This window comes from Paenibacillus sp. HJGM_3, assembly GCF_045062745.1.
Taxonomy (GTDB): Bacteria; Bacillota; Bacilli; order Paenibacillales; family NBRC-103111; genus Paenibacillus_AA.
In genome coordinates, this window is sequence record NZ_JBJGED010000024.1 from 1 (window position 1) to 26,217 (window position 26,217).

Here is a 26,217-nt window from a genome sequence, read left to right on the forward strand (position 1 = left end):
CCGCCTTGGCCTTGCGGACGCGAACCTTGGTAGCCGCCGCCTCCGCCTTGGCCTTGCGGACGCGAACCTTGGTAGCCGCCGCCTCCGCCTTGGCCTTGCGGACGCGAACCTTGGTAGCCACCGCCTCCGCCTTGGCCTTGCGGACGCGAACCTTGGTAGCCGCCTCCGCCTTGACCGCCCTGACCGTCGCGGCGCTGGCCTTGGTAACCGCCGCCTCCGCCTTGACCACCCTGGCCGTCGCGGCGCTGGCCTTGGTAACCGCCGCCTCCGCCTTGGCCGCCTTGACCGTCGCGGCGCTGGCCTTGGTAACCGCCGCCTCCGCCTTGACCACCCTGGCCGTCGCGGCGCTGGCCCTGGTAACCGCCGCCTCCGCCTTGACCGCCTTGGCCTTCACGGCGCCCGCCTTGGTAGCCGCCGCCTCCGCCTTGACCGCCCTGGCCGTCGCGGCGCTGGCCTTGGTAACCGCCTCCGCCTTGACCACCTTGGTTCCCTTGACCGCCCGCTTGGGCCGGCCGCTGGCCGCCGGAAGGCTTCGAGCCTTGATCCACGGCTACGCTTGAGCCGGCACTGGAGCCGCCGCCTTCGTTGCTTGCACGTCTCGCGGCCGCGTTCGCCTTCACATCGCGGAAAAACTGCTCCACTTTGTGCACGGAGTCGTTTTCCATGACGCTCATATGATTGTTAACCGGTACGTTCAACCGTTTCAGGATCGTTATGATTTCTTTACTGCTCATGTTGAGCGATTTTGCATATTCATAAACGCGCAGCTTGTCTTTGTCCTTGTCTTGATTACTCAATATGTTCCACCTCCACATGTACTCCGAGGCACGCGACCATCTGCCGCGCGAACCCGGGTTCCAGCACGGCGATCAACACCCGTTCCTCCTTGCCGATCGCCGCTCCTAACTCCACCCGACTCCCATGCTCGACGAGCCGGGTTTGATACGACTTGCATTTATCCCTGAACTTCTTCCGGGTATTCGGAGAAGCGTCTTCCGCCATCACTACAAGACGCGCTTCGCCGGAGCGTATCGCCTTCAGCACCAATTCGTCGCCAGTCGCGAGCTTCCCCGCCCGCATGGCAAGCCCCAAATATGAGCCGAATTTAGGATTCATGGCTACGTCCGCACGGATATGCCGCATATTTCGGTTGGATCGCGATGAATTGCTGCTCCAGCCGATCGTAATCCTCCGGACTCAAGGCAACCTTGAGCGCCCGTTCGATCGCTTTCGTTTTCTTCGCCTTGTTGAAGCCCTCGATCTGACCGCAGATGTAGGCGCCACGCCCGTTCTTTTTGCCCGTCAGGTCAATTTCGACAACGCCCTCGGGTGTTCGCACGAGCCGGACCATCTCTTTTTTGGTCAGCATGTTTTGGCAGACGATGCATTTGCGCTGCGGTATTTTTCTAGCCTTCACGACCCTCACCCGCCTTTATGATATGATCCGTCCGAATGGGGGGTACTAATCGATGCTGACCGAATCCTGGTGCATCTCCGCGGCGGACGCCTTCGGACGGCCCAATTCCTGCTCCGCCTGCGTCTCGCTCTTGATGTCGATTTTCCAGCCGGTCAGCTTCGCCGCGAGCCGCGCGTTCTGCCCTTTGATCCCGATTGCGAGCGAAAGCTGGTAGTCAGGCACAATCACCCGCGCCATCTTTTCGTTCTCGAAAACATTCACCTCGAGCACCTTGGACGGGCTGAGCGCATTTGCGACGTACTCTTCGACGTTTTCCGACCATCGGACGATGTCGATCTTCTCGCCCTTCAGCTCCGTTACAATCATCTGCACCCGTGTACCTTTCGGTCCTACGCAAGATCCGACCGGATCCACTTCCGGATTGCGCGAATGGACGGCAATTTTGGAGCGGAAGCCGGCCTCGCGCGCCACGGAGCGAATCTCGACGACACCGTCGTAGATTTCGGGCACTTCGAGCTCGAACAGCCGTCTCAGCAAGCCGGGATGGGACCGGGACAGCATGATTTGCGGCCCTTTGGTCGTGTTCTCCACCTTCGTGATGAACGCCTTCACGCGATCGCCATGCTTGAACTTGTCGTTCGGCATCAGCTCGTTCAGCGGCAATACGGCTTCCACCTTGCCGAGATCGAGGAAGATGCTGCGCAAATCTTGACGCTGCACGGTCCCGGTGACAATGTCCTCCTCGCGATCGATGAACGCATCATAGATCAGACCGCGCTCCGCTTCGCGAATGCGCTGGGTGACGACTTGCTTCGCCGTCTGGGCGGCGATGCGGCCGAAATCCCGCGGCGTCACTTCAATCTCGACGATGTCGTCGAGCTGGAAGTTCGCATTGATCTCGCGCGCAGCGTGCAGCGAAATTTCCAGCCGCGGGTCGAGCACTTCGTCGACGACGGTTTTACGGGCATATACTTTAATCAAGCCGGTCTGCCGATTGATGTCCACCCTCACGTTTTGCGCGGTATTGAAATTGCGTTTGTAGCTGGAGATCAAGGCCGCTTCGATCGCATCTACCAGTACGTCTTTGGCGATCCCTTTCTCTCTCTCGATTTCCGACAGGGCTTCAATAAAATCCATGTTCATTTGAAATGAGTTCCTCCTTTCAAGATTCCCTTGCTAGAATTCAATAGCCAATCGGGCGCTGGCTACTTTGGCATACGGGATCGTCGTTTTCTTGCGCGGGGTCTGCACGACGAGCGTCTCTCCGTCGAACGCGAGCAGCTTGCCTTCGAATTCCTTCTCGCCTTCTACCGGCTCGTATGTCGTGACGAACACTTGCTTCTGCACGGCACGCTCGTAGTCGCTCAGTTTCTTGAGCGGGCGTTCGGCTCCCGGGGAGGACACCTCCAAGAAGTAAGCTTCGGGAATCGGGTCCGTCTCGTCCAGCTTCTCGCTCAGCACTTCGCTGATGCGTCCGCAATCGTCGATGTCGATGCCGCCTTCCTTGTCCACGTAGACGCGCAAAAACTTGTTGCTGCCCTCTTTGACGAACTCGACATCGACCAATTCGAACCCTTCCGCATCCAGAAAAGGCTGAATCATCGCCGTCACCACATCTTTGATCGGTTGTGCCATCTATGGTTACCTCCTTAGCGCCGCAAAAATGAATCGTTGTCGTATGCTTGAATGTGTATACAAAACGTAGAGAGTGGGTTTCCCCACTCTCGCATCAACAACGATCTATGATCATCATTATTACCGAAATTGATTATACCATAACATGGATGACGCGACAAGAGTAGAAAAAAGTTGATGGGGATGGCGAAACAGTTGCGTCGGAACCGATCGGGGAAGCGGATTCGGTGGAGACTGGGCGTTGGAGCCGAGGAAACGAGCCGAGGCTCCGGCCGCTGTTGAAATCCGATTCCTTCTTTTACCTAATCTATAGTAGGGGGAATCGGATTTCAAAGGCGGACGCTATCGCTCCTCCACTCTCGGCTCGTTCCCTCTTTGTCCGTCATGCCTGCCATTAACGCAACTGCTTATTGGGGGAGGAACAAGTGCCTACAGCTCCTAAAAGTCGCTGCGGCAGCTTGGTTACTTTATTTACTCCGACACTTCTCCCTCTCTATGCCAACAACTATATTAGAACAACGACAACTGATTCGATTCCGGCAGACCTCGGAAGCAGCCCATCGAGGTGAGCAGCTCGACGATCGTTTTGGTCGCCTTCGACTTCGTCTGGAAGTCTTCGATCGAGAGGAAGTCACCTTCTTCGCGGGCGGCGGCGATGTTGCGGGCGGCGTTCTCGCCCACGCCCTGGATGGCGGCGAACGGCGGGATGAGTGCGTTGCCGTCGACCTTAAACCGGGTCGCGTCGGACCGGTACAGGTCAATGCCTTTGAAGCTGAAGCCCCGGGACGCCATCTCGAGCCCCATCTCGAGAATCGGGATCATCGCCTTCTCTTTGGGCGAAGCTTGGAACGACTTCGCTTCGATCTCGTCCATCTTCTTGGCCATGACGTCGTATCCTTGCGAGCACAGGTCCACATCGAAATCCTCCGCCCGCATCGAGAAGTAAGTCGCATAAAATTCAATCGGATAGTAGAGCTTGTAATAGGCCGTACGGACGCCGGCGATCACATAAGCGGCCGCGTGCGCTTTCGGGAACATGTACTCGATGCGCAGGCACGAGTCGATGTACCATTGCGGCACCTTGTGCTTTTTCATTTCCTCGATCCACTCGTCCGTGAGCCCTTTGCCCTTCCGGACGCTCTCGGTGATTTTGAACGACAGCGCAGCGTCCATGCCGGCTTTGTAGATCAAGTACAGCATAATCTCGTCGCGGCAGCCGATTACGGTCTTAATCGTACACGTGCCGTTTTTGATCAGCTCTTGGGCGTTGCCGAGCCATACGCCGGTCCCGTGAGACAGCCCGGAAATTTGCAGCAAGTCAGCGAACGTCGAAGGCTGCGTCTCCTGCAGCATCTGACGCACGAACTTCGTGCCCATTTCGGGGATGCCGTAGGTCGCCACCGGCGAACGGATTTGCTCTGGCGTAACGCCCAGCGCGTGAGTGGAGTTGAACAGGCTCATGACCTTCGGATCGTTCATCGGGATCGTCGTAGGATCGACCCCGGTGAGGTCCTGCAGCATCCGCATCATCGTCGGATTTTCATGTCCCAGAATATCGAGTTTGAGCAAGTTCTCCTCGAACGCATGATAGTCGAAGTGCGTCGTCTTCCACTCCGCCTTCGTATCGTCGGCCGGATATTGGACCGGCGTCACTTCCTCGACGTCGATGTCGTCCGGCACGACGACGATCCCGCCCGGATGCTGGCCGGTGCTGCGCTTCACGCCGGTGCAGCCGCTCGCAAGCCGGGTGATCTCCGCATTCCGCCATTTCTTGCCGTTCTCCTCCTCGTATTTCTTCACGTACCCGTACGCCGTCTTCTCGGCAACCGTGCCGATCGTTCCGGCCCGGAACACGCACTTCTCGCCGAACAGCTCTTTCGTATAATTATGGGCAATCGGCTGATACTCCCCGGAGAAGTTCAAGTCGATATCGGGCACCTTGTCCCCCTTGAACCCTAGGAACGTCTCGAACGGGATGTCATGGCCTTCCCCGATCATCTTATGCCCGCAATTCGGGCAATTTTTGTCCGGCAGGTCGAACCCGCTCGGCACGCTCCCGTCGAGGAACCACTCGCTATGCTTGCACGATTTGCACAAGTAGTGCGGCGGCATCGGATTCACTTCCGAGATCCCGAGGATATTCGCCACGATCGAGGAGCCGACCGAGCCCCGTGAGCCGACCAGATAGCCGTCCGCGTTCGATTTTTTCACCAGCTTTTCGGACATCAAGTAGTTGGCGGAGAATTTGTAACCGATAATCGGCTTGAGCTCCTTCTCCAGCCGGGCCACGATCACCTCGGGCAGCTCTTCGCCATAGACCGACCGGGCATACGCATAGCACTTCGTCCGGATCTCTTCCTCTGCGCCTTCGATGTTCGGACTGAACAGCTGCTTCGGGAACAGATCGAACGGCTCGAACCGCTCGACAAGCGCGTTCGTATTCGTCACGACGACCTCGAACGCCTTCTCTTCGCCCAAATGCTTGAACTCCTCGAGCATTTCGCGGGTCGTGCGGAAGTGGACGTCCGGCTTCTTCATGTCTTTCAGCGGACTGAACCCGGTGATGCCCAGGATCGTGATGTCCCGGCTAACTTTATCCCGGGGATGCAAGTAATGCACGTTGCCGGTCGCGATAACCGGCTTGCCCAGCTTCTCCCCGATCGCGCAGACGCGGCGGTTCGCTTCTTCGAGCTCGAGCCGGCTGCCGACGAGCCCTTTGTCCACGAGGTGCATGTTCACGCCGATCGGCTGAATTTCGAGCACATCGTAGAACTCCGCCACCTGTTCGGCTTCCTCGACCGTTTTGTTCAGCACCGCCTCGAAAAACTCGCCCTTCTCGCACCCCGACGCTATAAGCAGTCCTTCCCGATACTCGATGAGCTTGCTGCGCGGAATGCAGGCGACCCGGTTGAAATATTGCGTGTGGGAAATCGAAATCAATTTATATAAGTTCTTTTTGCCTACCGCGTTCAACGCATAGATGCAACAATGGAACGGACGTGCGTTCGAAATGCTCTTGCCTACATCGTCATTCAGACTGAGCAAGCTCGTCTTGCCCCGCTCCTCGGCGTCCTTGATCATATGGAACAGCACTTCGCCAAGCGCCGCGGCATCGTCTACCGCACGGTGGTGATTCTCGAGGCTGACCTTGAATTTATCCGACAGCGTGTTCAGCCGGTGGTTCTTCATCGTAGGGTAGAACAATCGCGCCATCTCGAGCGTATCGAGCACCGGATTCCGCAGCGTGGGGTGTCCCAGCCGCTTCAGGTTGGCCTGGATGAACCCCATATCGAATTGCGCGTTGTGGGCGACGAGTACGGCATCGCCCACGAATTCCACGAACTTCGGCAGCACATCCTCCAGCTCCGGCGCGCCCTTGACCATATCGTCCGTGATGTGCGTCAGTTGGGTAATGTGATACGGAATTTTCTCGTGGGGATCCACGAACGTCTCGAACTTATCGATCACCTTGCCGTCCTTCATCTTGACTCCGGCCAGCTCGATGATGCGATTGTTCAGAATCGACAAGCCGGTCGTCTCGATATCGAACACGATGTAAGTCGCCTCGCGCAGGGGATCATGTGTCCCGTTAAGCACCACGGGCACCGAATCGTTTACAACGTTGCCCTCGACCCCGTACAGGATTTGGATGCCATGCTTTTTGGCCGCTTTGTTCGCCTCCGGGAACGACTGTACTCCGCCGTGGTCGGTGATCGCGATCGCCTTGTGCCCCCACTTGGCCGCCGTCTTGATATACTCGTCAACCGACGTGATGCCGTCCATCGTGCTCATCGTTGTATGTAAGTGGAATTCGACGCGTTTGACTTCCGCATTATCGGTCCGCTCCGCCGGCGGCATCACCTCGACGAGATCGGACGGAATCATGACGAGCTCGGGCACCATCATGAACCGGTCGTACTCTACCTTGCCGCGGGCCCGAATCCATTTGCCGTTCGCGAGCAGGCTAAGAATCTTCAAGTCTTCTTTATTTTTGGCAAATGCTTTGAGCGTAAGCGAGTCGGAGAAATCCGTCAAATTAAACTCGAACAACGTGTTGCCATTGCGGAGCTCTTTCTTGTCGAGGTTGAAAATCATGCCTTGAATCGTAATCTTCTTCTCTTCGTCCTGGATGTTCTGGATTGGCACGGGGCCGTCCTTGATCTCATAGCCGATCATGAGCTTCGTCTCCGCGTCGGGCACTACGGCCTCGAGCGTAATGGTCTCCGGCGGCGGAGCCGAGATCAGCTCTTGGATGACCGACCGCTCCTCTTCGACGATCTGCTGGGCGAACTGCTCGTACACTTCCACACCCGCCTCATTGATGGCGAGCTTTACTTGATAGGTTCGGGCGAAAAAGTCGCGGAAAAAGCGCTGCACATATGTATCGACCGCTTTTTTCTTGGCCATCTCCAGGCCGAATGTATCCAGCAAATAGACGGTTACGAGCTTGCCTTCCGCCTCCACCTTGGCCTTCCCCAGCCAACCGTTGATCGAAGGGGCCTCTTTGTGGATCCAATCCATGAACAACGGCCAATAGGTGTCTACCAACAAGGAGTCTTCGACGTGGTCATCATAAGAAATAACTACTCGTACGGCGGCGATATGTCTGAACTTCTCGCTGACCAATTGATAGAAGCTGCGATAGACGTCATGCGGCATTACAGTGGCGAACGACAAATAAAACGTCCAATCCCGGTTGCTGCGGCTGCACTCTACCCGGTCGATGTAGGCGTCCGCCATGTAAGTCTCGGCAATGGAGGCCGGAACTCCCGAATGCTGCAGCAGCAGCTCGAAGCGGTTGCGCTGGTCTGCCCGAATGTTCATATCCTGTCTCCTTTCTTACCCCACAAAGTGATGTTGACCTTCGCAGCTTATTCCTGGTACTTTGCGTGGGCCCCGGATTTCCTTTTCCCTTAGAAATAGAAAGGGCAAAACGATGGACTTGGCGGTCCGTATTTTGCCCTTAGTCTCTCAATCTGCAAGTCTCCCAATCGGGAATCGGTTAATGCGCGCGGCCGAATACAATGGTATGCGCCGCTTCCGAGCCGCACACGAGGCAGGTCGACTTCCGCTCGCGGGGCTCGAACGGAATGTTCCGGCTCGTAGCGCCGGTCTCTTCCTTCACCTGATGCTCGCACGCCTCGGAGCCGCACCAGCCGGCGAGCACGAACCCGCGCTGCTGCTCCAGGAACGCCTTCATCTCGTCGAGCGTATCTACCGTGCGGAAGTTGCTCTCCAAAAACGCCTTGGCATTGGCGTACATCTGGTTGTGGATTTCGTCCAATAGAGCTTGGACTTCCTCGACCAGCCGGTCTTGCGCCACGACGCGCTTCTCGCCGGAGACGCGGGACACGAGCACAGCTTGTCCATTCTCGATATCGCGAGGGCCGAGCTCGATGCGAATCGGCACGCCGCGCATCTCATGCTCGTTGAACTTCCAGCCTGGCGACTGGTCGCGGTCGTCTACCTTAACCCGCAAACCCGCCCGTTTCAGCTGGCCGAACAGCTCGTCCGTCTTGGGTATAACCACGTCACGAGTCTTAGGAGGTCCGATCGGAACGAGGACGACCTGCACCGGCGCTACCTTAGGCGGCAGCACCAAGCCGCGGTCGTCGCCATGCACCATAATAAGGGCGCCGATCAAACGGGTGCTGACCCCCCAGGAGGTCGTATGCACGTACTGCTGCTGATTTTCCCGGTCCAGGTACTGAATCTCGAACGCCTTCGCGAAGTTTTGGCCCAAGTAATGCGACGTACCGGCTTGTACCGCCTTCCCGTCCTTCATCATCGCCTCGATCGAGTAGGTGTCGACCGCGCCGGCGAACTTCTCGGAAGGGGTTTTCTGGCCGGTGATGACCGGAATCGCCAGGAAATTCTCGACGAAATCGCGGTAAATCTCCAGCATCTGCATCGTTTCCTTGCGTGCGTCCGCTTCGTCTTCGTGAGCCGTATGGCCTTCCTGCCAAAGGAATTCGCTCGTTCTCAGGAACGGCAGCGTCCGCTTCTCCCAACGGACGACATTCGCCCATTGGTTGATGAGCAGCGGCAAGTCGCGGTACGACTGAATCCAGTTCGCATACATATGCCCGATCATCGTCTCGGATGTGGGACGGATCGCGAGCCGCTCCTCCAGCTTCTCCCCGGCCGCTTCCGTTACCCAAGGCAGCTCCGGATTAAAGCCCTCGACGTGCTCCTTCTCCTTCTGAAAGAAGCTCTCGGGAATGAACAGCGGAAAATAGGCGTTGCGGTGCCCGGTTTCCTTGAATCGCGCATCCAGCTCCCGCTGAATGTTCTCCCATAGTTCGTAGCCGTCCGGACGGAACACGATGCAACCGCGTACCGGCGAATAGCTCATCAGCTCCGCCTTGCTGATCGTATCGATGTACCAGCGGGAGAAGTCCTCGCTCTGCGGCGTAATCTCCCGGACGAACTGCTTGTCTTTCTCTTTGGACATGGAATGGTCACCTCAAAATGATAAGAATCCCTTAACGCTATTAACTTTCGCCGCGCACAAGACGAATAATGTCGTTGTACGTTACCGCAATCATGAGCAGCATAAGCGCCGCGAAGCCGATGAAATGGACGAGGCTCTCCCGGTTCGGATCGACCGGACGGCCGCGAACGGCTTCGAAGCCGAGGAACACGAGCCGGCTGCCGTCAAGCGCCGGGATCGGCAGCAGGTTGAAGATGCCGAGGTACAAGCTCAGCACGGCGGCCCAGAATGTGTATTGGGGCAGCCCTGCACTCGCATGCTCGCTAGTCACTTCCACCATACGCACCGGTCCGCCCAGATCGTCCATGGAGAATTGCCCCATGACGAGCATTTTGAACCCGAGCAAAATCTGAGTCGTCGCGAGCTTCATGTTCTCCCAGCCGCCGCTAAGCGCTTCGCCCACGCCGGTGCCGCGCTTGTCGGACGTAAGCCCGATACCGACCATAATGCGTCCTTCGGCGTTCTTGGCCGGCGTAACCTGGATTGGCGTTTCCTTCCCGCCGCGAATAACGGTCCAGTCCATCTTCTTATCCTGCGACCCGCCGATCAAGTCCGTCAGCTTCGAAGTCGAAGTCTGGATCTCTGTCCCATTGACCGTCTTAATGATATCGCCCGCTTGTATGCCCGCCTGGCTCGCCGGGGAATTCGGTTCGACCTTCTCAATCTTCACATTCGTCGGGACACCGGCCAGGAACATAACCGTCACGAACAGAACGAACGCCAAGATGAAGTTCATGAACGGCCCGGCGAAGATGGACAGCGCCCGCTGCCCGACGGTCTTGCTGCCGAACTGCCGATTCCACGGGGCGATCTGCGTCTCCTTGCCCTTGGTTACCATCATGGCTTGAGGATGAATGGAGAACGTCTCGGCTTCGCCGCCCGCCTCCAAGCGTACCTTCAACTCGTGTTCCAAGTCGATCTTCTCGACCGTGCCGATGACTACATCGGAACGTTGGTCGAGCTGATCGAGATAAATGTGAGTGACCTGATCGTCGCTCAGCCTGAGCGCAATCGTCTGCCCGGGCTGGATGTGGACGATCTCCGGGTCTTCGCCGGCCATGCGGACGAAGCCGCCAACGGGCAGCAGCCGCAGCGTATATCGAGTTTCGCCGCGCTTGAACGAGAACAGCTTCGGCCCGAAGCCGATCGCGAACTCCCGGACGAGAATGCCGGCGCGCTTGGCAAAATAATAATGGCCCCATTCATGAATCGTGACGAGCACGAAGAACAGCAGCACGATCTGAAATATGACTTGTAGTGACATACACACGATCCTTTCGGGCGGCGTTAACCGACTGCTTCCATGTTAACAACCCTGAGTCTGGCAAGCCTGTGTTCTAAGATTAACATTATTCCTTATATGAATACAAGCTTGCCCCGATCCGTAGAACCGCGACTTACAAAGTCATGCGCCGAGCCGCTTCGCGCGCCAGTCTATCGTGTTCGGCGATTTCCTCGAGCGACGGATCCCTGAGCGGCGTATGCCCGTCGAGCAGCCGTTCGACGATCGTCTCGATGTGCAGGAAGTCGATATCCCCTTGCAGGAACCGGGCTACCGCCACTTCGTTGGCCGCATTGTACACGGTCGGCGCCGTGCCTCCGAGCCGGCCGCATTCGAAGGCGATGCGCAGCATCGGGAACCGGTCGTAGTCCATCGCCCGGAAGTTCAAGCGGGAGATCGCCGTTAGATCGAGCGAGGCGGCCGGGCTGTCGAGCCGCTCCGGATAAGTAAGGGCGTATTGGATCGGCACGCGCATGTCCGGCATGCCCATCTGGGCGAGGATGCTCTTGTCCTTGAACTCCACGAAAGAGTGAATGATGCTCTCCGGATGAATGAGCACTTCAATCCGGTCGTAGTCCAGCCCGAAGAGCCAATGGGCCTCGATCACCTCGAGTCCTTTGTTCGCCATCGTCGCCGAGTCGATCGTAATCTTCGCCCCCATCGACCAATTCGGATGAGCCAGCGCTTCCTTCACGGTGACGCCCTCTAGCTGATCCCGCGTCTTGTCGCGGAATGAGCCGCCGGACGCGGTGAGGACGATCTTCCTGACATGCGAGGACGGCTCCCGGTGCAGGCACTGGAAGATCGCCGAATGCTCGCTGTCCACCGGCAGCAGCATGACGCCCGTACGCCGGGCAGCCGCAGTCACGAGATGGCCGGCGCTGACAAGCGTCTCCTTGTTGGCCAGCCCGATATGCTTGCCGGCTTCGATCGCCGCCAGAGTCGGCCCGAGTCCCTGACTGCCGACCATCGCCGTCACGACGAGCTCCGCATCGGTAGCGGCGGCAGCCTCGATGAGCCCCTCTTCGCCGTACACGACTCGCACGCCGGTACCGGCCGCCTGCTTGACCCGCTCCGCCCCGTCGCGGTCGGCCATGGAGACGAGCTTCGGCCGGAACCGACGGATTTGCTCCACCACTAGATCGACATTCGACCCGGCTGCCAACGCTTCCAATCGGAACTGCTCCGGATGATGTGCGATGACGTCCAGCGTTTGCGTCCCGATCGAGCCGGTCGAGCCTAGAACCGCAATTCGTTTCAAGTTGGATTCCACCTTTGAATTCGGCTGTATCCCTAAGGAAGCAGCCCTAGCAAATGAATAAACGGAAACACGATAAGCCAGCTGTCGAACCGATCCAATACGCCGCCGTGTCCGGGCAGGAGCGAGCCGGTATCCTTAATGCCGCGCACCCGCTTATAGGCGGATTGGATGAGGTCGCCCATCTGCCCGACAACCGCGATGACGAGACCTAACCGAACGGCTTGTCCCACCGACAACAGCTCAGGGGCATACAAGGTAAAGCAGCAGGCCGCGACAATCGAGACGACGATCCCGCCGATCGAGCCTTCGACCGTCTTGTTCGGACTGATGGACGGCCACAGCTTCGTACGTCCCATCAGCCTCCCGGTGAAGTAGGCGCCCGAATCCGTCAACGCGATGCAGACACAGATGAGCAAAGTCCAGAACAAGCCGTGCTCGGATAGACGGGTCAGCAGCATATACTGAAACCCGGCCCCTATGTATACCATCCCTGCGAACAGCAGGGCGACTTGGTCGAGTTGGACTTTGTTCTTGGAGAGTACCGTAATCGCGAACAGAGCGAACAGGGTCACCCAAGCGATCGCTTCCCAGTTCGGCGACCAGTTCGTCCACACGCTCCAAGGAAAGACAAGCAGAATCGTCCCGATCAGGGCGACGCCTGCGGACAGTCCGTTCGGATTCATCCGGTTCATCCGGTTGTACTCATACATGCCAATGACGGCGAGCAGCAGCAGCAGGCCCGCGAACGCGTAGCCGCCCCACACGAGAAGAGCCAGAAACCCGGCCCCGCCCAATACACCGGTGACCACTCTTTGTTTCACATGCGTTCCTCCGTTCCGCCGTCTATTAGATTCCGCCGTAGCGTCTAGCTCTGCGTTGGTACTCGCTAACAGCTTGCCGGAACATCGTCTCGTCGAAATCCGGCCAGTACACATCCGTGAACCAAAGCTCGGCGTAAGCCATCTGCCACAGCATGAAGTTGCTGATGCGGATTTCGCCGCTCGTCCGGATGATCATATCGGGATCCGGCAAATCCGCGCTCAGTAAACAAGCGGAGATATGCTCTTCCTGAATGTCTTGCGGCATCAGCTCTCCCCGGCGAACCGCTTCCGCGATCGTCTGAATGGCAGTCACGAGCTCCAGCCGGCTGCCATAATTGAAGGCGAAATTAAGAATAAGTCCGGTATTGTGCTTCGTCCTCTCGATCGCTTCTTCCACAGCGGCGAGCGTATGCGCCGGGACATTGTCTCTCCAGCCCATCATGCGAACCTGGACATTTTTGCGGATGAGCTCGTCGATCTCGAGCGCGAGGAATTCCTGAGGCAGCTTCATCAGGAATTCGACTTCGTCCACCGGCCGTTTCCAGTTCTCGGTCGAAAACGAGTACAGCGTCAACACCTTGACGCCCAGCTCGTCGGCGGCGATCGTGATCCGCTTGATCGCCTTCATACCGGCATGATGGCCGGCCACCCGCGGCAAGCCTCTGCGCTTGGCCCATCGGCCGTTGCCGTCCATAATAATCGCGATGTGCTCGGGAATGTTCTCGCGTCCTATTGCGATCGGAGCGTCAGCTTGCCCCGAACCGGACAACCATCGTTTGAGTTTGTTCCACATGCCTCTATCCCCCACATCCATCAGCGTTCGCGCGATTGGCGGCTGAGCCGTACCGGTCCGAATTCCTATACAAACAAAAATCCCCTTTCTGTTCCCCGCAAAGTACTCGCAATGATCCTCGGAGCTTCACGTCACTTTGTGGGGCTGAGCCAGCAGGGGACTCCGTCGCGCGAATCTACACTTCCATGATTTCTTTCTCTTTGGCCGCCAACACTTTGTCGACTTCCGCAATATACTTGTCGGTTTGCTTTTGGACATCGTCCTGATGTCTTCTGGACTCGTCTTCGGAAATCCCGTTTTTTTCCATTTTCTTAATCTCGTCATTGGCGTCGCGGCGAATGTTCCGGATCGCTACCTTCGCTTCCTCGCCGAACTTCTTCGTCATCTTCACCAGATCGCTGCGGCGCTCTTCCGTAAGCGGCGGCACCATCAACCGGATAGCCAGCCCGTCATTCGAAGGGGTCAGGCCGAGATCCGACTTCTGAATCGCCTTCTCGATCGCGGAGAGCGAAGACTTGTCCCATGGCTGAATGAGCAGTGTTCGGGAATCCGGGGTATTGATGTTGGCCAATTGGTTCACCGGCGTCATCGAGCCGTAATATTCCACCTGGACGCGATCCAACATTGCCGGCGTAGCGCGCCCCGCTCTCAAGGAAGCGAGCTCTTTTCTCAGCGACCCGATCGCTTTCTCCATGCGGTCTTCTGCGTTTTTCTTAATCGTTTGCGGCATTAGTCGATACTCCCTTTCACAATCGTTCCGATTTTCTCGCCAAGCACGACGCGCTTGATGTTGCCTTCCTCCGAGATGGAGAAGACGACCAGCGGAATGTTGTTGTCCATGCACAAAGAAGAAGCCGTGGAATCCATAACGCCCAAGTTTTTGCTCAGTACTTCCATATAAGTCAAGGTTTCGAATTTCTCCGCCGTTGCGTCTTTGAACGGATCGGCACTGTACACCCCGTCGACCTTGTTCTTGGCCATCAGGATGACCTCGGCTTCGATCTCCGCCGCACGCAGCGCGGCCGTCGTATCGGTCGAGAAGTACGGATTGCCGGTACCGGCGGCGAAAATCACCACACGGCCCTTCTCCAAATGCCGAATCGCGCGACGCCGGATGTAAGGCTCCGCTACTTGCTGCATCGTGATCGACGTCTGCACGCGGGTCGGTACCCCGATCTGCTCCAGCGCATCCTGCAGCGCCAGCGAATTCATCACCGTCGCGAGCATCCCCATGTAGTCAGCCGTTGCCCGGTCGATTCCCTTCGCACTGCCTGCGATACCGCGCCATATGTTGCCTCCGCCGACGACAATCGCCACTTCGACTTGCAGCTCGTGCACATCCTTCACTTGCTGGGCGATCGAAGCGATCATCTCGCTGTCAATGCCGTATCCTTGCTGCCCAGCCAGCGCTTCTCCGCTTAACTTAAGCACTACTCGTTTGTACTCGGGTCGCTCCACCTTGATATCCTCCTAACTGATCCCGCACAGGCGACGGCGCCTTACTTAGAATGCCCCATCGCCCGGCAGGGTTACCAAAGAACGCTTTCTTTTAAAAAAGAAGGAACACAATGTGTTCCTTGGGGTAATCTCCATTTGGAAAGGGCATTTTATTACAGACGAGCTTGAGACATTACTTCTTCTACGAAGTTGTCGACTTTCTTCTCCAGCCCTTCGCCCAATTCATAGCGCACGAAACGACGAATCGTGATGTTCTCGCCGATGGTGGCTACTTTTTCTTGCAGCAAGGTGGCTACCGTTTTGTCCGGATCCTTGATGAAGGCTTGTTCCATCAAGCAAAACTCTTCATAGTATTTGCCCAGACGGCCTTCGACCATCTTCTCGACGATTTTCTCCGGCTTGCCTTCGTTGAGCGCTTGAGCTTTCAGGATTTCGCGCTCCTTGTCCAGCTCTTCTTGGGAAACTTCTTCCCGGCGCACGAACTTAGGGTTCGTAGCGGCGATCTGCATTGCGATATCGCGCACGAATTGACGGAATGCATCCGTCTTCGCTACGAAGTCGGTCTCGCAGTTCACTTCCACGAGCACGCCTACACGGCCGCCCGCATGGATGTAGGATTCCACGAGGCCTTCGGTCGCGACGCGGCCCGCTTTGTTCGCCGCAGCGGCCAAGCCCTTCTCGCGAAGAATTTCACTCGCCCGGGACATGTCGCCGTCCGCTTGCTCCAACGCTTTTTTGCAATCGAGCATTCCGGCTCCGGTTTTTTCACGCAATTCTTTTACTTGAGCTGCTGTTACTGCCATAATGGAAGTTCCTCCTTAGGGGATCGGTCAGATCTATTCGTTCAAAAAAAGGGCGGCGAGAGGTTAAGTAACCTTCCAACCACCCTGATCTTTCGTGTTCGGATGCAATTAAGCGGTCGTAGTCTCGCCTTGGTGCGCTTCGACGATCGCATCGGCCATCTTCGCGGTCAACAGCTTGACAGCGCGGATCGCGTCGTCGTTGCCCGGGATGACGTAGTCGATTTCGTCCGGATCGCAGTTCGTATCGACGATGCCGACGATCGGGATGCCCAGCTTGCGGGCTTCGGCAACCGCGATGCGCTCTTTGCGAGGATCGATGATGAACAAGGCGCTAGGCAGCTTCTTCATGTTCTTGATCCCGCCAAGGAACTTCTCGAGGCGCTCTTTCTCCTTGCGGAGAATGATGACTTCTTTTTTCGGCAGCACTTCGAACGTGCCGTCCTCTTCCCACTTCGCCAGCTCATGCAGACGGCTCACGCGCTTCTGAATGGTGGAGAAGTTGGTCAACGTACCGCCCAACCAACGTTGGTTGATGTAGTACATGCCGCAGCGTTCCGCTTCTTCGGCGACCGAATCTTGCGCTTGCTTCTTCGTGCCGACGAACAGCATGGTGCCGCCCTCTTCTGCAAGCTGCTTGACGAAGTTATAAGCTTCTTCGACTTTTTTCACAGTCTTTTGCAGGTCGATAATGTAAATTCCGTTTCTTTCGGTGAAGATGTAACGATCCATTTTCGGGTTCCAACGACGGGTTTGATGTCCGAAGTGTACCCCAGCTTCCAACAGCTGTTTCATGGAGATTACTGCCATCCTCACGCACCTCCTCTGGTTGGTTTTGAGTTTTCCTCCGCCATCCGCATCTTCCGACAAGACTATGTCCGCCTATAAAGGCTTCTCTAGCACCCTCGCAGGAATTAAATGGCGTGTGGTTTTTAACACCGTCAATAACTATACCATAACTGCCGCACGCCTTGCAACAGCATTCGAACCTTTGCACGCGAGGTGAAAGGTTCGGGGTTAGGGCAGCGTAATAATCCTGACAACGTCGGCGACATCCGCATTGTTCGCGAATTCATGATAGCCAAAGCGGATTCGGCCGCTCAGCTTTTGCTCCTCCAGTAGTGCGATGAATTTCGTCGGTTCGGTGAGGATCTGGCTTTGGACCAGCAGGTTGGCGACCGACGTGGCGTCCGTCTTATCAGGGATAAACACGGAGCGGATCGTCGGCGTCGGACTAGGGGCAGGCGTCGCGGCCGCGGTGTTCGCAGCGGGCGGAGTCGGCGTATTCGCAGGCGCCGGAGTGGCTGGCGCTGACGGTGTAGCGGCTGCTCCGGCCGCTCCAGTGGCTCCAGCAGCTGTTCCGGTTGGTGTTCCGGCTGTCTTTGCCAACCGCGCTTTCTCGTCCTCCGCCGCTTTCGCCTTCAGCTCTTCCACCTGCTGCTGCGTGTACACCTTCAAATTCAGCCGCTCCGCCTCGCTCCTGACTTGCTCCGCCGTCAGGGAGCCTAGGTTCACGGACTTATTCTCCAATTGATCGACTTTCCACATGAGCTGCAGCAGCACCGCGCCGAGGATCAATCCGCTGCCGAGCCCGACGAGATACGTTTTGTTCTTAAGCACGGGCCCCATCCTCCTGCTTCGCCAGCTGCAAGATGAGCATCACTTCGCCCTTGTTCATGCCCAGCTTCTTCGCGATGTGGTCAATCGACTTGCCTTGCTTCTCCAGCCGGAACAGATCGGCATAGCGACTGCGGATGTTCATCCCGCCCGCGGGCTCGGCGTCCGTATCCGGCTGCGCCGGTACGGGCTGCCCGGCCGGTATGCCGGAACCCCCGGTCGCGGCGGCGGACAGCTTGTCCGCAATCGGCGCTGCAGACGTCGCCGTCTGTTGAACGGCGGCCTCTTGCACCCTAGCCTGCGTTTCTGCCTGCAGCAGCCGGTCGAGCTGCTTCGTGATGTCGAGATTTTGCCGTTCGAGCGCCTCGAGCCGGCCCTGAAGCTTCGCGGTATGCTTCTCATGGTCATGCTTCATCTCGCTTACCAGTTCCAGCAGCTGGCGGTTCTCCTCTTCCAGCTCGGCCGTGAACTGATCCATCGTCGCTTCGATTTCTTTCATTGTCGTGCCAGGTACCGCTTCCGTGCGCTTACCGGGTTTGAGCGTGGCGAAGACGAGCACCACGGCGCCCAACAGCACGATATAAAGCCAAGGTTCCACCGTTTTCACCTTTTCGCTTTTAAATAGTAGGTATCAGCAGCTGCTACAACGACAAATCAATATGACGCCCTTTGAAAGGGTGGCCATTCGGCTCATCGGCCGGCCTGGAGCCTGATTTCTTGACGCCTGCTCCCGCCTTTGCCGATGATGGAGGCTTCTCGCGACGCTCGCCCGAACCGTCCTTGATCCGCTTCGGCACGGACTCTTCCACCTTGCTCGCTTTGCGGCGCTGTTGCTCCGTTTGCTGCATCGCACCTGCCGCGAGTGCAGCTTGATCAACCATCGGTTTGTGGTACAGCTGATTTTGAACAACCCCGGCTTCCTTCGTTCGAGGAATCGCCAATTGCATTTCAACCGATTTCAAGCTCATACGATCACCTCATTCGGTTCGGTATGGCGGACGGCTTAGCTTATGGGTAAGGGACAGTTCGATTTATGAGTTCGGCAGCATGGCGATATCGCCGTCCAAATATTTGAAATAAACCCGAGGCGCAGATTCCTTGACGAACCGGGTATACCGCCCGATGACGATCTTCGTGCCGCCGTAGACGATCGAGATGATCTCGACGCGGGCTCGGTCCGTATCCTCGAGCGTTTTCTCTATCTCCAATATACGCTCTCTCGATGCGGCTTGTTCCTCCAACGCTTGCTTCTTCGTATGCGTCAGCTTGATGCGCATCGCGATTTTATCTTGACTGAGCTGTCCGGCCGCGGCCATCTGATCGAGCAGCACGAGCGCCTTCTCCGTCTTGTCCAGGCTGTCCGCCAGCTGCCGCAGCTGAGTGCGCAGCGTACTGAGCTCGTTCCGCAGCTCGGGGAGGACGCCCACTTCGATCGCAGTTGGCGTAGACATCGTGTTGCCTACGACGCGCGCGACGACTTTCTCCCCTGCCTGCACGGTGCCTCCGATGATCAATCCTTTGGCGCCTTTGCAGATCACGTTGCGGCCGGCCCGAATCTGCGAATGCATGATGCTTTGCGTCACTAGAATGTCTTGGCCGGCTTCCACCTGCGCATCCTGGATGAAGGCGCTTTTCACATTCACCCCCGCGCGGATCATGCCCTTGTTATGCCCGAGAATGCCGGCGCTGATCTCGATCGAACCGACCGCTTCGAGTTCGGCGCTCTCGACGCCGCCCGTTACGCGGATATCCCCGGCCGCCTTCACCTTGAACCCGGGCAGCACGTTGCCGCGAATGACGACCGAGCCGAAAAAATCGATATTGCCGATCCGGTAGTCGACATCCCCGTTCACCTCGTAGATCGGAAACACATTGATCTTGCCCCGGTCGGTTAACGTCATCATCCCGTCCATGGCGGAGTAGAGCGCGAGCTGGTCGCCGTCGGAGACGACATTTTTACCGATCTTGAACTTGGCTTCCTTGCCTCTCCGACCTTCCAGCACTTCCCCGGACACCGATTTGCCCGGCGTGCCTTCTTCCGCCACGATCCGTTCCGCGATCAGCTGCCCTTTGCGCACGTTCCAGATCCGGGAGATTTCTTTGAAATCCACCGTGCCGTCGTCGTTCTCCTGCGGTCTCTTGTTCGCCTGTTCCGTATCGTACAACATGCGAATCTCGCCGTCCCTCCCAGCCTTCGGAGGTTCTCCTTCCGCGATCAGCGTCATCTTGCCGGCGAATCTCCTCGGGTTCTCCGCGATCTGCTGCAGGATGCCCTGTTTCACACCATATCGGACCCGGTAGCGGCTGAGCAAATCCTCCAAGTCTTTGAGTGTGCAAGTGATCGGCTCGGCCATCGGTTGGATGGCGAGATAAGCGTACACTCGATCATCCGACAGCTCCACGGTCATCCATTGTTCAACAGCATATTCACTGGACAATCCAATTTCCTCCTTCCCGCTTCAGTCTTGAAGCAGTTGGTTTTTCCACCTGGCAAGCGAGCCTCTGAGCCGCAAAATAGCCTTCGAATGCAACTGCGAGATCCGGGAGGGCGATAACGACATCACTTCGGCGATTTCACTAAGCGACAGCTCCTCATAGTAGAACAGTGACACGACCGTTCGTTCCTTCTCGGTCAGCTTTTCGATCGCCTTGGCGAGCGACTCCTTCAAGTAATACTCGTTAACCTTATATTCCGGGTTTTTCGCCTTTTCGTCAATGAGCAGCGACAACCGCGTTTCCGCGTCCTCATCCTTGATCGGATCGTCGAACGAACTGACCGTCGTGATGGAGATTTCCTGAAGCATTTGTTGAAACTCTTTTTCCGTGATCTGCAAATAGGCGCTGATCTCCCGATCCGTCACGGACCGGAGGTATTCCTGCTCGAGCTTTTGATACGCATCCTCCAGCCGCTTGGCTTTCTCGCGGACGGACCGCGGCACCCAATCGCCCTGCCGCAGCCCGTCGATCGTCGCCCCCCGGATGCGCCAGGAAGCGTACGTCTCGAATTGGAGCCCCCGTTCATAATCGAATTTTTCCACCGCGTCGATCAAGCCGAGCATCCCGTAGCTGCACAGATCGTCCCGGGATACATTGCGGGGCAGACCGATGAGCAGGCGATTCACGACGTAGTCGACCAAGGGCAAATATTGCTCGATCAACATTTGTTTCGCCGAGAGCAAGCCGTCCACTTTCCACTGCTTCCATAGGTCCATCTTGGATATAGGGGATTGCTTTTGTTGCATCATGTTTCACCGCACTCCTTACTCTTCCGTGAGGCGCCGCAACGCTTGGGCCAGCTCATCCGGCTCGGCGGGCAATGTCGTGAGCCTCTTCGGCTTGAGCAACTGAAACTCCTCCTTCGCCGGATCGGTGTCGGACCGCTCTTCCCGGAGCAGCCGGTCCAGTTCATCCTGATCGACCGGAGTAACCGCATCGACCGACTGGCCCTTGCCATCCTCCGGACTCGCCGCTTGCGCCGCCGTCTCTTGAAACTCTTTCAGCCCCGCCAAGGTGCCGAGCCCGAAGCGTATTGCGAAGCCTACCCCAAACATGATGAGAAATCCGTAAACGCTCTGCCAAAGAGTAGTAATGAAAAAGTTATCGCCAACCGAGAGCAGGAACGTAAATCCGAACCCGACGGCCCCCAACACCAAATTCCAACGAAAGGTCCCTATCATCAAATTTCCTTGACTCCTTGTTGAACGGTTCGCAGTACCAGAGTACCTGTAGCGTTATGAAACTCGATCGTCCGCCCGAAGGTGCCGCCGGTATCCTCCGCCCGGATCGGGATCGAGGCCGCACCCAGGATCGCCTTGCAAGACTCCACGTTCCGCGGGCCAATGCGCATCGTATCCTGAGTACCGACGAAAGCGAACATTTGGGCACCGCCCGCGAGCTTCGCTTCCAGCCGGCGCACGGACGCACCCGCCCGCTTCAGCCGGTCGATCAATTCCGGGATCGCAGTGTCGGCGTACTTGGCGACGTTCAGCGTCCCTTCCTTCGCAATGTCCGATGAAGGCAGCATAACATGCGCCATACCGGCGATTCTCGTAACGGGATCATACAGGGTCACGCCCACGCACGAGCCCAATCCCGTCGTCTTCAAGATTCCGATCGTCTCGAGGATATTCAAATCCGCCATTCCGACTTTTACGATCGTATCCGGGGTCATTCTAACGGTACTCCGAGCGAATGGAACAGCTTGTCGAACGCTTCCGGATCGGGAATGAAGAAGAAATGCCCTTTCACTTGATCCGACCCTTCGAGGAACTGGGTATCGATAAACAGGGCGTGGTCCCCCATTTCACCATATTGCAACAAACCGTAACTTATGATGGCTCCTACCATATCAATCGTTAAAGCGGGCACCGTTGGAATCATATTCAGCTTTGTGAAGTCGGACAAGGAGCTCAAGTAGGAGCCGGCCAAAATGTTTCCGATCTCGTTCAGCGCCGACAGCTCCATCTCCGAGTAAGAGCCGGGCTGCTCGACGTCGATGCCTGCGAAATTATGAAGCAGCCGCTTGGCGGAATCTTCGGTGAAGAAGAAAAACATGTTGCCCGGCACTTCCCCCACGACCCGGAGGAAAACGGCCAGCACGACCTGTTCGGCCCCGCCAAGGCTGTTCACGATGTCCTCGAACGGCAGCAGGTTGACCTTCGGGACTTGCATGTCGATCGGCTTGTCGAGCAGCCGGGACAAAGCCGTCGCGGCATTGCCCGCCCCGATGTTGCCGACCTCTTTCAACACATCCAACTGAAATTCGGCGAAATCATAGAAGTTCGCCATCTACGCCTCAAGCTGTTCCAGCTGCACGATCTCGCTCTTGTTCAGCACTTCCTCGAGGTTCAGCAGCACGAGCAGGCTGCCGGACGGGAGCTTCGCCACGCCGCGCAAATATTTGGCGCGAATGCCGCCCACGATCTCCGGAGGAGCCTCGATCGAGTCGGAATCGACATCGAGCACGTCGTTCGCGGAGTCGACGATCAAGCCGACTTCCATATCCTTGACCGCGACGATGATAATCCGCGAATTGTCGGTGTAGTCGGATTCGGCCAGCTGGAAGCGGCCGCGCAGGTCGATGACCGGCACGACGACGCCGCGCAGGTTGATGACGCCCTTGACGAATGCCGGCGTCTTCGGCACGCGGGTGAGCGGCTGCATCCGCTCGATCGTCCGGACGCTGTCCACTTCAACGCCGTATTGCTCGTGCGCCAGTGTAAATACGATCACTTTCAGTTCTTCTCCCATAGTCCTAACCCCCTTATTTGATCAAAGCGTTCGTATCGATAATTAAAGCGACTTGCCCGTCTCCCAGAATCGTAGCGCCGGAGACGGCGAACAAGTTCGTCAAATATAGGCCGAGCGACTTGAGGACGATCTCCTGCTGCCCGATGAATTCGTCGACCATCAGCGCAGCCATCTTGTCGCCTTTGCGGATGACTACGATCTCCGTCTCCGCTTCGTTCGCTTCCGAGTAGCTCGGAATGTCGAACAGGCTGCTGAGCGAGACGAGCGGCACGATATGGTCGCGGAACTGAATCACCTTCGCACCGTGCACGAGGCGGATCTGGTCCCGCTGCACGATCGACGTCTCCAGAATGGAGGACAGCGGGATCGCGTATTTCTCGTCGCCCATGCGGATGAGCATGGCCGAGATGATGGACAGCGTGAGCGGGAGCTGGACCGTAAACGTAGTCCCCTGGCCTAGCTTGGACGCCACCGTCACATTGCCGCCGAGCGACTCGATCTTCGTCTTCACTACGTCTAGCCCCACGCCGCGACCGGAAATATCGGAGATTTTGTCCGCCGTGCTGAAGCCGGACGCGAACAGCAGCTGGTACACCTCTTCGTCCTTCAAGCTCTTCGCCTGCTCGGCGGACAGTACGCCCTTCTCAATCGCGGACTTCACCACTTTATCGCGGTTGATGCCCTTGCCGTCTTCCTGAATGTCGATGAACACGTGATTGCCGCTATGGTAAGCGCGCAGCTGGACGGTTCCCGTCTCCGGCTTGCCGGCCGCAATACGCTCCGCGACTGTCTCGATGCCGTGATCGACGGCATTGCGGAGCAAGTGCACGAGCGGATCGCCGATCTCGTCGATGACGGTGCGGTCGAGCTCGGTTTCGGCGCCGGTAATGACCAGGTCAACCTTCTTGTCCAGCGACTTGGCCAGATCGCGAATCATACGCGGGAACCGGTTGAACACGTTGTCGACCGGCACCATGCGCAGCTTCAAGACGATGTTCTGCAGATCGGTGCTGACGCGGGCCATATGCTCGACCGTTTCCGTCAGGTCGTTCACGCGAATCTCGCTCGCCAATTGCTCGAGCCGGACCCGGTCGATCAGCAGCTCGCTGAACAAGTTCATCAGTACGTCGAGCCGTTCGATGTCGACGCGGATCGTTCGGCCGCCTACCGGAGCGGCCGACGGTGCTTGCGCCGGTGCGGAGGCCGGGGAGCCCGCCGCAGCCGGTTTGTCCAGCACCGCGCTGGCGGCCGACATTTGCTGCAGCGCGGACGTCTGCGCCTTCGCCTCGGCGGGAGCCGCGGACGTCGAGGCCCCAGCGGCATCGCGTCCTCCGGCTGCCTTCAGCTTGAAGAGCGCATCGGCATCGAGGGGGGCGACTTCTACGCGCTCGATCTCGCTGATGTTGGCGACCGCCTTGTCGAGGACAGCCGCCTCCACGTGCGAGACGACGAACACGGTGAACCCGCGATCGAATTTCTCTTTCTCGATGTCTTCGACAGACGGGAACGACTTCACAACTTCCCCGTTCTGCTCCAATGTATCGAATACCATATAGGCCCGGGCCGCTTTTAGGATGCATGTAGCCTGCAACGCTACCTCGATCCGGTACACCTGCATGCCCGCCTCAAGCGATTGCAGCAGGACGGAGTATTGGAATTCGTCGAGCCGGTCCGCGAACGGGGCCGATTCGCCCGCCGCGCTACCTGAGGCGGCACCGCCACTGGCATAGTCGCCGGAGACGATCGACTTCAGCGCTTGGACGATCTCGGTAACATCGGCTTTCCCGGTTCCGCCGGCCGTAATGTCGTGCACCATGCTCTCGAGCGAGTCCACGCTGCGGAAGATCGTGTCGAAGATGAACGGATTCATCTGCAGCTTGTGATTGCGCACCAGGTCGAGCACATTCTCCATCTCGTGCGTGAGCGATGCCAGGTCCTCGAACCCCATCGTCGCCGACATGCCCTTCAGCGTATGGGCCGACCGGAAGATGACCTGGACGATGCTGATGTCCTCCGGGGTCGCTTCCAGCTTCAACAGGTTTTCGTTGATCGCTTGCAAATGTTCTTTCGATTCATCGATAAACATACTTAGGTATTGGTTTAATTCCATTAATCTGACACCTCCCTGAAGTGACTGACGCTTACGTCGGACGGTCTGCCGAACCCGGTCATGCTCTTACATAGATACGGCCCGGATCAGCTGTGGAGCTATATCGTAAAGCGGAAGCTCGAGCATGGCGCCGCCAAGCTCCGACGCGGCTCTAGGCATTCCGTGTACTACACACGTCTCGCCGGATTCGGCGATCGTCATCGCCGCGCCCGCCTGTCGCAGCCGGAGCATGCCCTGCGCGCCGTCGCTGCCCATGCCGGTCAGCAGCACGACGTGGCGCTTCAGCTCCTGCAGCGGGACGATCGTCTCGAACAGCGTATCCACGCACGGGCGGTGGCCGCCTCGCGGCTCTTCCTGGCTAAGCTTGACCCGATACCCGCCGGTCTCGCTTCGCTCTACGCCCATATGCCAACCGCCGGGGGCGATATAGGCGGTCCCGTTCTCCAGCGCCATGCCGTGCGCCGCTTCCACGACGCGAATGTGCGAGTTCGCATCCAGCCGCTGTGCAAGCGAACGGGTGAAGTTGGGCGGCATGTGCTGTACGATGACGATCGCCGCCGGGAACTGCTCGGGCAAGGGCGTCAGCACTTGGTACAGGGCCCTGGGGCCCCCGGTGGACGTCCCGATAGCTACGAGCTGCTCCACGCGGGTCGGCGATTTGGGTCGGCTCTCCGGCAGCTTCGGGGGCCCCGTCAAGCTCGCCGAATCGGGCTTCGGAGCCGGTTCCGGGAAGTCTGGAATCGCCGGCTTCTTCGGTCGTTCGAGCGGCGGTGACGGTTGAATCGGCTTGAGCTCGGGACCCGGTGTCAATGGCGGTTTTGGCCGCGTAACTCCCCTTATCTTGCCAAGCTGAACAGGAGGGACGCGGGACGTAGCGGCGACCAACAGCTTCTCCATCAGCATCTCCTGCACCTTGAACAAGTCCAAGGAGATCGAGCCGGACGGCTTGCGCACGAAGTCGATCGCGCCCAGCTCGAGGGCGGCGATCGTTTCCTTCGCGCCTTCTTCGGTCAAGCTGCTGAGCATGATGACCGGGGTCGGCGATTCCTCCATAATGATCTTCAGCGCCTCGAGCCCGTTCATCTCCGGCATCTCAATGTCGAGCGTGATCACATCCGGCGCGTGCTGCTTCGTCTTCGCGACCGCTTCTCGGCCGTTTCTCGCCGTATCGATCACTTGGAATCGGTCGTCCTCGCCGATCATATCGGAGATGATTTTGCGCATGAACACCGAATCGTCCACGACCAGAACGTTGTACTTGGCCAACCGGCTCACCCTTT

26 protein-coding genes are annotated in these 26,217 nt (G+C 57.8%); all 26 read right to left on the reverse strand.

Annotated features, from left to right (window positions below):
* A partial coding sequence (locus ACI5FR_RS23445) for a translation initiation factor IF-2 N-terminal domain-containing protein (protein WP_405458882.1) occupies positions 1 to 797 on the reverse strand: 797 nt, incomplete at its 3' end.
* Positions 790 to 1,116, reverse strand: a complete 327-nt coding sequence (locus ACI5FR_RS23450) for a L7Ae/L30e/S12e/Gadd45 family ribosomal protein (protein ID WP_405458883.1) — start codon at positions 1,114 to 1,116, stop codon at positions 790 to 792. The genes ACI5FR_RS23445 and ACI5FR_RS23450, both read right to left, overlap by 8 nt.
* Positions 1,106 to 1,417 carry an RNase P modulator RnpM gene (rnpM, locus tag ACI5FR_RS23455; RefSeq protein ID WP_405458884.1) on the reverse strand — a complete coding sequence of 104 codons (312 nt, stop codon included), beginning with the start codon at positions 1,415 to 1,417 and terminating at the stop codon, positions 1,106 to 1,108. The genes ACI5FR_RS23450 and rnpM overlap by 11 nt, the downstream gene beginning before the upstream one ends.
* 45 nt (positions 1,418 to 1,462) lie before the next feature.
* A complete protein-coding gene (gene nusA / locus ACI5FR_RS23460) occupies positions 1,463 to 2,560 on the reverse strand; it encodes a transcription termination factor NusA (RefSeq protein WP_405458886.1) in 1,098 nt (365 codons plus the stop codon).
* A 33-nt stretch (positions 2,561 to 2,593) separates the two neighbouring features.
* A complete protein-coding gene (rimP, locus tag ACI5FR_RS23465; protein WP_405458888.1) occupies positions 2,594 to 3,052 on the reverse strand; it encodes a ribosome maturation factor RimP in 459 nt (152 codons plus the stop codon).
* Between the two features lie 510 nt (positions 3,053 to 3,562).
* Positions 3,563 to 7,876 carry a PolC-type DNA polymerase III gene (locus tag ACI5FR_RS23470; RefSeq protein WP_405458890.1) on the reverse strand — a complete coding sequence of 1,438 codons (4,314 nt, stop codon included), beginning with the start codon at positions 7,874 to 7,876 and terminating at the stop codon, positions 3,563 to 3,565.
* Between the two features lie 178 nt (positions 7,877 to 8,054).
* On the reverse strand, positions 8,055 to 9,506 hold the full coding sequence (gene proS / locus ACI5FR_RS23475) for a proline--tRNA ligase (protein ID WP_405458891.1): 1,452 nt from the start codon (positions 9,504 to 9,506) through the stop codon (positions 8,055 to 8,057).
* A gap of 40 nt (positions 9,507 to 9,546) precedes the next feature.
* Complete coding sequence (rseP, locus tag ACI5FR_RS23480) at positions 9,547 to 10,809, reverse strand: RIP metalloprotease RseP (RefSeq protein WP_405458892.1); 1,263 nt, start codon at positions 10,807 to 10,809, stop codon at positions 9,547 to 9,549.
* 133 nt (positions 10,810 to 10,942) lie between these two features.
* Positions 10,943 to 12,088, reverse strand: coding sequence for a 1-deoxy-D-xylulose-5-phosphate reductoisomerase (locus ACI5FR_RS23485; RefSeq protein ID WP_405458894.1), 1,146 nt, complete (start codon positions 12,086 to 12,088; stop codon positions 10,943 to 10,945).
* Between the two features lie 32 nt (positions 12,089 to 12,120).
* A complete protein-coding gene (locus tag ACI5FR_RS23490; protein ID WP_405458895.1) occupies positions 12,121 to 12,909 on the reverse strand; it encodes a phosphatidate cytidylyltransferase in 789 nt (262 codons plus the stop codon).
* A gap of 25 nt (positions 12,910 to 12,934) precedes the next feature.
* Positions 12,935 to 13,702, reverse strand: a complete 768-nt coding sequence (locus ACI5FR_RS23495) for an undecaprenyl pyrophosphate synthase (protein ID WP_405458897.1) — start codon at positions 13,700 to 13,702, stop codon at positions 12,935 to 12,937.
* A 175-nt stretch (positions 13,703 to 13,877) separates the two neighbouring features.
* Positions 13,878 to 14,432 carry a ribosome recycling factor gene (gene frr / locus ACI5FR_RS23500; protein ID WP_405458900.1) on the reverse strand — a complete coding sequence of 185 codons (555 nt, stop codon included), beginning with the start codon at positions 14,430 to 14,432 and terminating at the stop codon, positions 13,878 to 13,880.
* A complete protein-coding gene (gene pyrH, locus ACI5FR_RS23505) occupies positions 14,432 to 15,160 on the reverse strand; it encodes a UMP kinase (RefSeq protein ID WP_405458902.1) in 729 nt (242 codons plus the stop codon). Before pyrH ends, frr begins: the two co-directional genes overlap by 1 nt.
* A gap of 152 nt (positions 15,161 to 15,312) precedes the next feature.
* Positions 15,313 to 15,963 carry a translation elongation factor Ts gene (gene tsf, locus ACI5FR_RS23510; protein ID WP_405458904.1) on the reverse strand — a complete coding sequence of 217 codons (651 nt, stop codon included), beginning with the start codon at positions 15,961 to 15,963 and terminating at the stop codon, positions 15,313 to 15,315.
* Positions 15,964 to 16,071: 108 nt separating this feature from the next.
* Positions 16,072 to 16,770 (reverse strand): 30S ribosomal protein S2, encoded by a 699-nt coding sequence (gene rpsB, locus ACI5FR_RS23515; protein ID WP_405458906.1) that lies wholly within the window; start codon positions 16,768 to 16,770, stop codon positions 16,072 to 16,074.
* 207 nt (positions 16,771 to 16,977) lie between these two features.
* Positions 16,978 to 17,580, reverse strand: coding sequence for a hypothetical protein (locus ACI5FR_RS23520; RefSeq protein ID WP_405458908.1), 603 nt, complete (start codon positions 17,578 to 17,580; stop codon positions 16,978 to 16,980).
* Positions 17,573 to 18,175, reverse strand: a complete 603-nt coding sequence (locus ACI5FR_RS23525; RefSeq protein ID WP_405458910.1) for a hypothetical protein — start codon at positions 18,173 to 18,175, stop codon at positions 17,573 to 17,575. Before ACI5FR_RS23525 ends, ACI5FR_RS23520 begins: the two co-directional genes overlap by 8 nt.
* Positions 18,176 to 18,218: 43 nt before the next feature.
* Positions 18,219 to 18,545 carry a hypothetical protein gene (locus ACI5FR_RS23530; RefSeq protein WP_405458912.1) on the reverse strand — a complete coding sequence of 109 codons (327 nt, stop codon included), beginning with the start codon at positions 18,543 to 18,545 and terminating at the stop codon, positions 18,219 to 18,221.
* Positions 18,546 to 18,608: 63 nt separating this feature from the next.
* Positions 18,609 to 20,015: a flagellar assembly protein A gene (locus tag ACI5FR_RS23535; protein WP_405458915.1), complete on the reverse strand. Its 1,407-nt coding sequence runs from the start codon at positions 20,013 to 20,015 to the stop codon at positions 18,609 to 18,611.
* Positions 20,016 to 20,036: 21 nt separating this feature from the next.
* Positions 20,037 to 20,822 (reverse strand): FliA/WhiG family RNA polymerase sigma factor, encoded by a 786-nt coding sequence (locus tag ACI5FR_RS23540; RefSeq protein WP_405458917.1) that lies wholly within the window; start codon positions 20,820 to 20,822, stop codon positions 20,037 to 20,039.
* Between the two features lie 15 nt (positions 20,823 to 20,837).
* Positions 20,838 to 21,254: a hypothetical protein gene (locus tag ACI5FR_RS23545; RefSeq protein ID WP_405458920.1), complete on the reverse strand. Its 417-nt coding sequence runs from the start codon at positions 21,252 to 21,254 to the stop codon at positions 20,838 to 20,840.
* Positions 21,254 to 21,748, reverse strand: coding sequence for a chemotaxis protein CheD (locus ACI5FR_RS23550; protein ID WP_405458922.1), 495 nt, complete (start codon positions 21,746 to 21,748; stop codon positions 21,254 to 21,256). Before ACI5FR_RS23550 ends, ACI5FR_RS23545 begins: the two co-directional genes overlap by 1 nt.
* The gene (locus tag ACI5FR_RS23555) at positions 21,745 to 22,365 is read right to left on the reverse strand and encodes a chemotaxis protein CheC (protein ID WP_405458924.1); all 621 of its coding nucleotides are present in this window, start codon (positions 22,363 to 22,365) and stop codon (positions 21,745 to 21,747) included. The genes ACI5FR_RS23550 and ACI5FR_RS23555 overlap by 4 nt, the downstream gene beginning before the upstream one ends.
* Positions 22,366 to 22,827: a chemotaxis protein CheW gene (locus ACI5FR_RS23560; RefSeq protein ID WP_405458926.1), complete on the reverse strand. Its 462-nt coding sequence runs from the start codon at positions 22,825 to 22,827 to the stop codon at positions 22,366 to 22,368.
* A 13-nt stretch (positions 22,828 to 22,840) separates the two neighbouring features.
* The gene (locus ACI5FR_RS23565; protein WP_405458927.1) at positions 22,841 to 24,937 is read right to left on the reverse strand and encodes a chemotaxis protein CheA; all 2,097 of its coding nucleotides are present in this window, start codon (positions 24,935 to 24,937) and stop codon (positions 22,841 to 22,843) included.
* Between the two features lie 66 nt (positions 24,938 to 25,003).
* Positions 25,004 to 26,203, reverse strand: a complete 1,200-nt coding sequence (locus tag ACI5FR_RS23570) for a protein-glutamate methylesterase/protein-glutamine glutaminase (protein ID WP_405458929.1) — start codon at positions 26,201 to 26,203, stop codon at positions 25,004 to 25,006.
* Positions 26,204 to 26,217: the final 14 nt, after the last annotated feature.